The sequence below is a fragment of the Bacillus sp. RIT 809 genome (genome assembly GCF_016892495.1).
In the GTDB taxonomy this organism is placed as follows: Bacteria; Bacillota; Bacilli; order Bacillales; family Bacillaceae_G; genus Bacillus_A; species Bacillus_A cereus_U.
Genome location: NZ_JAFEMR010000023.1, coordinates 71,105 through 77,613, shown reverse-complemented (window position 1 = coordinate 77,613; position 6,509 = coordinate 71,105). Strand labels below are relative to the sequence as shown.

Here is a 6,509-nt window from a genome sequence, read left to right as displayed (position 1 = left end):
AGTTCAGGAGTTCCAATGCCCTCCCGTTCTGAACGAGCCGCTTGCGCTTTTCATTGTCTAGCTCCAGCGGCTAGAACAGTCGGTCATTTCACGCCTTCACTTGAGGCAAAAGGCGCCTCTAGTTCAGGAGTTCCAATGCTCTCCTGTTCTGAGCGAGCCGCTTGCGCTTTTCGTTGTCTAGCTCCAGCGGCTAGAACAGTCGATCATTTCACGCCTTCACTTGAGGCAAAAGGCGCTTCTAGTTCAGGAGTTCCAATGCTCTCCTGTTCTGAGCGAGCCGCTTGCGCTTTTCTTTTGCAAAAATAAACAGGAAACAACATGAAAATAACGAATATACTATATACTAAGTTAAAGGTTGTATAGTATATGGTGATCGGGTGATGACATATGATTTATGTGGAAAAAGTCATTATTGTAGAAGGTAAATCGGATAGAAGAAAGATTGAATCTATTATTCGTGAACCAGTGGAAATTGTTTGTACAAATGGTACAATTGGTTTGTCGAAAATGGATGAGCTCATTGATCAACTTTTTGATAAGGACGTATATGTGCTAGTGGATGCTGATGATGCAGGAGAAAAGTTAAGGAAACAATTCCGAAAAGAATTTCCGCAAGCAGAGCATATTTATATTGATCGCTCGTATCGCGAGGTGGCGACTGCACCTTCTTCACATTTAGCAAATGTATTATGGGGAGCTGACATTGACGTTTATACAGAATATTTACGGTAAGGAATGATAGAAGTGATTGATTGGACAGGTGCCGAAGCTACAGACCTAATAGGAAATGAAGAAAAAACAGTGTTATATGTGTATACACCAATGTGTGGAACATGCCAGTTAGCAAAGAAGATGTTAACGGTCGTCGAGCTGACGATTGAAGATTTGAAAATTGGGATGTTAGATTTAAATTATGCCCCGCATTTAGCGAAAGAGTATGGGATAGAAAGTGTACCGTGTTTACTTGTTTTTGAAAATGGGACACTGATGAAGAAAATATATGCATTTCATTCGGTTGAATATTTATATACGGAATTAAAGTAGGCGGCAAAGTTTTTGCCGCCTCGACATATTTCTTGGGAAATATGTCGACATGCGTGATAGATACAGTATTTGTCGAGCGAAAGTAACAGGATTGCTCTTTAATAAGGGGGAATGGTATGTAATAGAAAGTGATATGAGGGATGTGATTTAGGATGAAATTATATTCTTTGCTTCAATCATTTGTAAATTACGCTAATGGTCAATATCATTTAGAACCGCTTTTAAGGCAAGGAGAAAGAACTGTTAATTTTCGTTTTGGAGATGAATGCTGTTCGTTGCAAATTTCAAGAGATTATATAGAACTTTTGAAAGAGGCGAGAGGAACGGAACAAATCGTTTGTTTAGAGGAAGAGGATGTACAAAAATTAGTGACTGGAAATATGAGGTTGCAAACGTTAATGAGTGATGGACGGGTACAATATTCTGGAACGTATCGAACGATGTTATTAGTTGAATCGATGTTTCATATATGTAAACCGATGTCAGTCGGGGCTTAAAATTCTGAAGTTTCTTTTTTTGCGAAAATTTCTGTTGACACGGCGTGTGGATATTGATACAATTCAATTCATAAAATATAGACAATTTCATAAATTTTAAATCAGACGAAAATTTAATCTGATTTCTCTTATTAAGAGAGGTGGAGGGACTGTGCCCTGTGAAGCCCGGCAACCGTCAACTTATGTTGAAATGGTGCCAATTCCTGCAAAGCAAATGCTTTGAGAGATGAGAGAGAGGGATAATGTTGTTATATACGCATATAAACCTTTCTGCTTCTCTAGAAGCGGAAAGGTTTTTTGTCGTTTGAATGCGGAGGACATTCAAATAATAAGAGGAGCTATAACGATGGACTACACGCATCAAAAATAAAAAAATGCGGAGTCTATCCAAAGTTTTTATGAAATCTAGCTCCAGCGGCTAGAATGTTCGATGGCTTCGCTTCTTCCTATGAGGCAAAAAGCGCCTCTACGTCAGAAGCTCCATCCACTTTACATTCTAAACGAGCCGCTTACGCTTTTTAAACAAAAAAGGGGTGATACACCATGATTCTATTAGAGAATGTAAAGAAAATATATAAGGCAAAAAGCGGTGATGTCACTGCTGTAGATAACGCCAACTTACAAATAGAGAAAGGCGAAATATTTGGTGTTATCGGATATAGTGGTGCTGGGAAAAGTTCGTTAATCAGATTATTTAATCAGTTAGAGAAACCAACTTCTGGCCAAATTACAATTGCGAATCGTGTGATTTCAGCGATTACTGGAAATGAACTGCGTAAGGCAAGACAAGAAATCGGAATGATTTTTCAGCATTTCAACTTACTTTGGTCACGAACTGTGCGTGAAAATATCGCATTCCCACTTGAAATTGCAGGTGTCGATAAGGCAGAGAGAAGAAAACGTGTTGATGAGTTAATTCATCTTGTTGGATTAGAAGGAAGAGGCGATGCGTACCCATCTCAGCTAAGTGGTGGACAAAAGCAGCGCGTCGGGATTGCAAGAGCGTTAGCTAATAATCCACAAGTACTTTTATGTGATGAAGCAACGTCAGCTCTTGATCCGGAAACGACAGATCAAATTTTAGATTTATTATTAGATATTAATAAGCGTCTCGGCTTAACAATTGTATTGATTACGCATGAGATGCACGTTATTCGCAAAATTTGTAATCGTGTTGCGGTAATGGAGAGAGGAAAGATTGTAGAAAGTGGCCCTGTACTTGATGTGTTCCGTAATCCACAGCAAGATATTACGAAACGATTTGTACAGCAGTTAACTGATTCTGAAGATACAAATGAAACGATTGAAAGCTTAATTGAAAAATATCCAGATGGAAAAGTAATTCGTTTGCAGTTTGTCGGTGAAGCGGTAGAAAGGCCGGTACTTCAAAGGTTAATGCAGCGCGGTGATATAGAAGTTAGCATTTTGCAAGGAAATATCGCACAAACGAATAACGGCTCTTACGGAAGTCTAGTCGTTCATTTAAATGGTGAAGAAACAGCGATCCAGCAAGCAATAGAAGGAATTCATCAAGATCAAGTAGAGCTGGAGGTGATTGCACATGGATAAGTTAATCGCAAATGTTGATTGGAATCAAATGTTAGAAGCAACTGGTGAAACGTTATATATGACGGCAATCGCAGCGCTTGCCACATTTGTTTTAGGACTTATTTTAGGACTATTACTCTTTATGACAGCGAAAGATAATTTATGGGAAAATAAAGCGATTAATACGGTGATTGGAGCGTTCGTAAACATTTTCCGTTCTATACCGTTCATCATTTTAATTATTTTATTAATCCCATTCACAAAGATTCTTCTTGGAACAATTCTCGGAGCGAGTGCAGCGCTGCCAGCTTTAATTATTGGAGCGGCACCATTTTACGCGAGAATGGTTGAAATCGCACTTCGTGAAATTGATAAAGGTGTAATTGAAGCTTCAAAAGCAATGGGAGCAAAAACAAGCACAATCATTTTGAAAGTATTAATTCCAGAAGCGTTACCGGCATTAGTATCTGGTATTACGGTAACGACAATTGCTTTAGTAGGCTATACGGCAATGGCAGGTGTTGTTGGTGCTGGTGGCCTTGGAACACTTGCTTATTTAGAAGGGTTCCAGCGAGGAAATAACGATGTAACAATCGTTGCGACAATTTGTGTATTACTAGTTGTATTTCTCATTCAGTGGATTGGTGATAGTTTAACGACTCGAATAGATAAAAGATAATGAAAAACAGGAGGATATTTCAAATGAAAAAATTATTACTTACAGCACTTATTACAACTTCAATTTTTGGTCTAGCTGCTTGTGGTGGGAAAGATAAAGATGAAAAGAAACTAGTTGTTGGTGCTTCTAACGTACCTCATGCGGTTATTTTAGAAAAGGCAAAGCCATTACTTGAGAAAAAAGGAATTGAGTTAGAAATTAAAAAATTCCAAGATTACGTGTTGCCGAATAAATCATTGGCGGATAAGGATTTAGATGCAAACTACTTCCAGCACATTCCGTATTTAGAAAAAGAAATTAAAGATAAAAAATATGATTTTGAAATAGCGGGGAAAATTCATTTAGAACCAATTGGCGTGTACTCTCAAAAATATAAAAGCTTAAAAGAACTTCCAGACGGGGCGACAATTATTATGAGTAATTCTGTTGCTGATCATGGACGTGGTTTAGCAATTTTACAAAAAGAAGGCGTTTTAAAAATTAAAGATGGAGTAGATCCGGTTAAAGCGACTCCGAAAGATATTGCAGATAATCCGAAAAATTTAAAGTTCAAAACGGATATTGAGCCTGGTTTATTACCACAAGTGTATAACAATAAAGAAGGCGATGCAGTTCTAATTAATTCTAACTATGCAATTGATGCGAAATTAAACCCAGAAAAGGATGCAATTGCAATTGAAGGTAGTGATTCTCCATATGCTAACATCGTAGCAGTTCGTAAAGGCGATAAAGATAAAAAAGAGATTAAAGCTCTTGTAGAAGTGCTGCATTCTAAAGAAATTGAAGATTTTATTAATAAAGAATATAAAGGGGCAGTTGTTCCTGTAAAAGAATAATCGTTTGAAGAAGGGCTGGTGTATGCCGGCTCTTTTTTTTAACTACATAACTATAGGGGAGAAGGGGATATCATATGAAAAAGATTATACTGTCAGTTGTTACAGCACTGTCTGTATTTACATTAGCCGCCTGCGGGGGGAAAGAGGAGAATAAGCTTGTTGTCGGAGCTTCTAACGTGCCGCACGCTGTTATTTTAGAGAAAGCACAACCGATATTAGAGAAAAAAGGTATTAAATTAGAGATTAAAAAATTCCAGGACTATGTGTTACCGAATAAAGCGTTAGCGGATAAAGAAATTGATGCGAACTACTTCCAACACATTCCGTATTTAGATAAAGAAATTCAAGAAAAAGGATATAAAATTGTAAACGCAGGAAAAATTCATTTAGAGCCAATGGGCATTTATTCTAAGAAATATAAAAGCTTAAAAGAGCTTCCAGATGGAGGAACGGTTATTATGAGTAATAACGTAGCTGAGCGTGGTCGTATGTTAGCGTTGTTACAAAAAGGCGGCGTTATTAAATTAAAAGACGGTGTAGATGTTGTTAAAGCGACAGTAAAAGATGTTGTAGAAAACCCGAAAAATTTAAAGTTTAAAACAGATGTAGAACCTGGACTTTCACCGAAGCTGTACGAAAACAATGAAGGTGATGCTTTATTTATTAATTCAAACTACGCAATTGATGCAAAATTAAATCCAACAAAGGATGCAATTGCAATTGAAGGATCAGACTCTCCTTATGCAAATATTATCGCAGTTCGTAAAGGTGACGAGAAGAAAAAAGAAATTAAAGAGCTAGTAGAAGTGCTACATTCAAAAGAAATTCAAGATTTTATTAACAAAGAATATAAAGGTGCTGTACTTCCTGTGAACGAATAGGTGCTGGAAAGGGCTGGGAATAACCCAGTCCTTTTTTCTTTATATATATAAGAAGAAAGGTGTATCATAAGAGGATGTAAAGGAAATACTTATATACATTTGTGAAAAAATTGTTACATTTTCTTAGTGTTTGCGATATCATTTTATTTGCTATAAGATTAGAATGAGAATAAAATGAGAATATGAACGTTTTAGTAATTTTTAAAATGTATATAGAGGATTAATGGAGGTATTGAGATGGCTGGTTCTACATTAACGGTTAAAGACTTACACGTATCAATCGACGGTAAAGAAATTTTAAAAGGTGTAAACCTTGAAGTAAAAGGTGGAGAAATCCACGCAATTATGGGACCTAACGGAACAGGTAAATCAACTTTATCTTCTGCGATTATGGGTCACCCAAAGTATGAAGTAACAGAAGGTAGCATCATCATCGACGGTGAAGATGTATTAGAAATGGAAGTAGACGAGCGCGCACAAGCAGGTCTATTCTTAGCAATGCAATATCCAAGTGAAATTAGCGGAGTAACAAACGCGGACTTCTTACGTTCTGCAATTAATGCACGTCGTGAAGAAGGCGATGAAATTTCTCTTATGAAATTTATCCGTACTTTAGATAAAAACATGGAATTCCTAGAAATGGATCCAGAAATGGCACAACGTTACTTAAACGAAGGTTTCTCTGGTGGAGAGAAAAAACGTAACGAAATTCTTCAATTAATGATGATTGAGCCAAAAATCGCAATCTTAGATGAAATCGACTCAGGTCTTGATATCGATGCATTAAAAGTTGTATCTAAAGGTATTAACCAAATGCGCGGCGAAGAGTTCGGCTGCCTAATGATTACGCATTACCAACGTTTATTAAACTACATCACTCCAGACTTCGTTCACGTTATGATGAACGGTCGTATCGTTAAATCTGGTGGCCCTGAGCTTGCACAACGTCTAGAAGCTGAAGGTTACGACTGGATTAAAAAAGAATTAGGTATTGAAGACGAAACAGCAGAGCAAGAAGCGTAAG

The 6,509-nt window shown here is 37.3% G+C and carries 9 protein-coding genes and 1 riboswitch; all 9 genes read left to right on the top strand.

Annotated elements, in window-relative coordinates:
- Positions 1-306, top strand: a 306-nt coding sequence (locus JTF23_RS21765; protein WP_204209680.1) for a hypothetical protein, incomplete at its 5' end; no start/stop codon positions are given.
- Between the two features lie 81 nt (positions 307-387).
- On the top strand, positions 388-732 hold the full coding sequence (locus JTF23_RS21760) for a toprim domain-containing protein (RefSeq protein WP_002159991.1): 345 nt from the start codon (positions 388-390) through the stop codon (positions 730-732).
- 3 nt (positions 733-735) lie between these two features.
- Complete coding sequence (locus tag JTF23_RS21755; protein WP_204209666.1) at positions 736-1,044, top strand: thioredoxin family protein; 309 nt, start codon at positions 736-738, stop codon at positions 1,042-1,044.
- Positions 1,045-1,196: 152 nt separating this feature from the next.
- A complete protein-coding gene (locus tag JTF23_RS21750) occupies positions 1,197-1,541 on the top strand; it encodes a hypothetical protein (RefSeq protein ID WP_002068015.1) in 345 nt (114 codons plus the stop codon).
- Positions 1,542-1,666: 125 nt separating this feature from the next.
- A riboswitch (SAM riboswitch) is annotated at positions 1,667-1,774 on the top strand.
- Between the two features lie 310 nt (positions 1,775-2,084).
- Complete coding sequence (locus JTF23_RS21745) at positions 2,085-3,110, top strand: methionine ABC transporter ATP-binding protein (RefSeq protein WP_016106540.1); 1,026 nt, start codon at positions 2,085-2,087, stop codon at positions 3,108-3,110.
- Positions 3,103-3,768, top strand: a complete 666-nt coding sequence (locus JTF23_RS21740) for a methionine ABC transporter permease (protein WP_002159993.1) — start codon at positions 3,103-3,105, stop codon at positions 3,766-3,768. Before JTF23_RS21745 ends, JTF23_RS21740 begins: the two co-directional genes overlap by 8 nt.
- Before the next feature lie 23 nt (positions 3,769-3,791).
- Positions 3,792-4,604, top strand: a complete 813-nt coding sequence (gene metQ, locus JTF23_RS21735) for a methionine ABC transporter substrate-binding lipoprotein MetQ (protein ID WP_002159994.1) — start codon at positions 3,792-3,794, stop codon at positions 4,602-4,604.
- 74 nt (positions 4,605-4,678) lie between these two features.
- Positions 4,679-5,485, top strand: a complete 807-nt coding sequence (gene metQ / locus JTF23_RS21730) for a methionine ABC transporter substrate-binding lipoprotein MetQ (protein WP_002159995.1) — start codon at positions 4,679-4,681, stop codon at positions 5,483-5,485.
- Positions 5,486-5,722: 237 nt separating this feature from the next.
- Positions 5,723-6,508 carry a Fe-S cluster assembly ATPase SufC gene (sufC, locus tag JTF23_RS21725; protein ID WP_000929162.1) on the top strand — a complete coding sequence of 262 codons (786 nt, stop codon included), beginning with the start codon at positions 5,723-5,725 and terminating at the stop codon, positions 6,506-6,508.
- Position 6,509 lies beyond the last annotated feature (1 nt).

Excerpts from the sequence above, each read along its gene's own strand:
- JTF23_RS21745 (WP_016106540.1), top strand. The coding sequence starts at position 2,085 with ATGATTCTATTAGAGAATGTAAAGAAAATATATAAGGCAAAAAGCGGT.
- JTF23_RS21740 (WP_002159993.1), top strand. The coding sequence starts at position 3,103 with ATGGATAAGTTAATCGCAAATGTTGATTGGAATCAAATGTTAGAAGCA.
- JTF23_RS21755 (WP_204209666.1), top strand. The coding sequence starts at position 736 with ATGATAGAAGTGATTGATTGGACAGGTGCCGAAGCTACAGACCTAATA.
- JTF23_RS21750 (WP_002068015.1), top strand. The coding sequence starts at position 1,197 with ATGAAATTATATTCTTTGCTTCAATCATTTGTAAATTACGCTAATGGT.
- metQ (WP_002159994.1), top strand. The coding sequence starts at position 3,792 with ATGAAAAAATTATTACTTACAGCACTTATTACAACTTCAATTTTTGGT.
- metQ (WP_002159995.1), top strand. The coding sequence starts at position 4,679 with ATGAAAAAGATTATACTGTCAGTTGTTACAGCACTGTCTGTATTTACA.
- JTF23_RS21760 (WP_002159991.1), top strand. The coding sequence starts at position 388 with ATGATTTATGTGGAAAAAGTCATTATTGTAGAAGGTAAATCGGATAGA.
- sufC (WP_000929162.1), top strand. The coding sequence starts at position 5,723 with ATGGCTGGTTCTACATTAACGGTTAAAGACTTACACGTATCAATCGAC.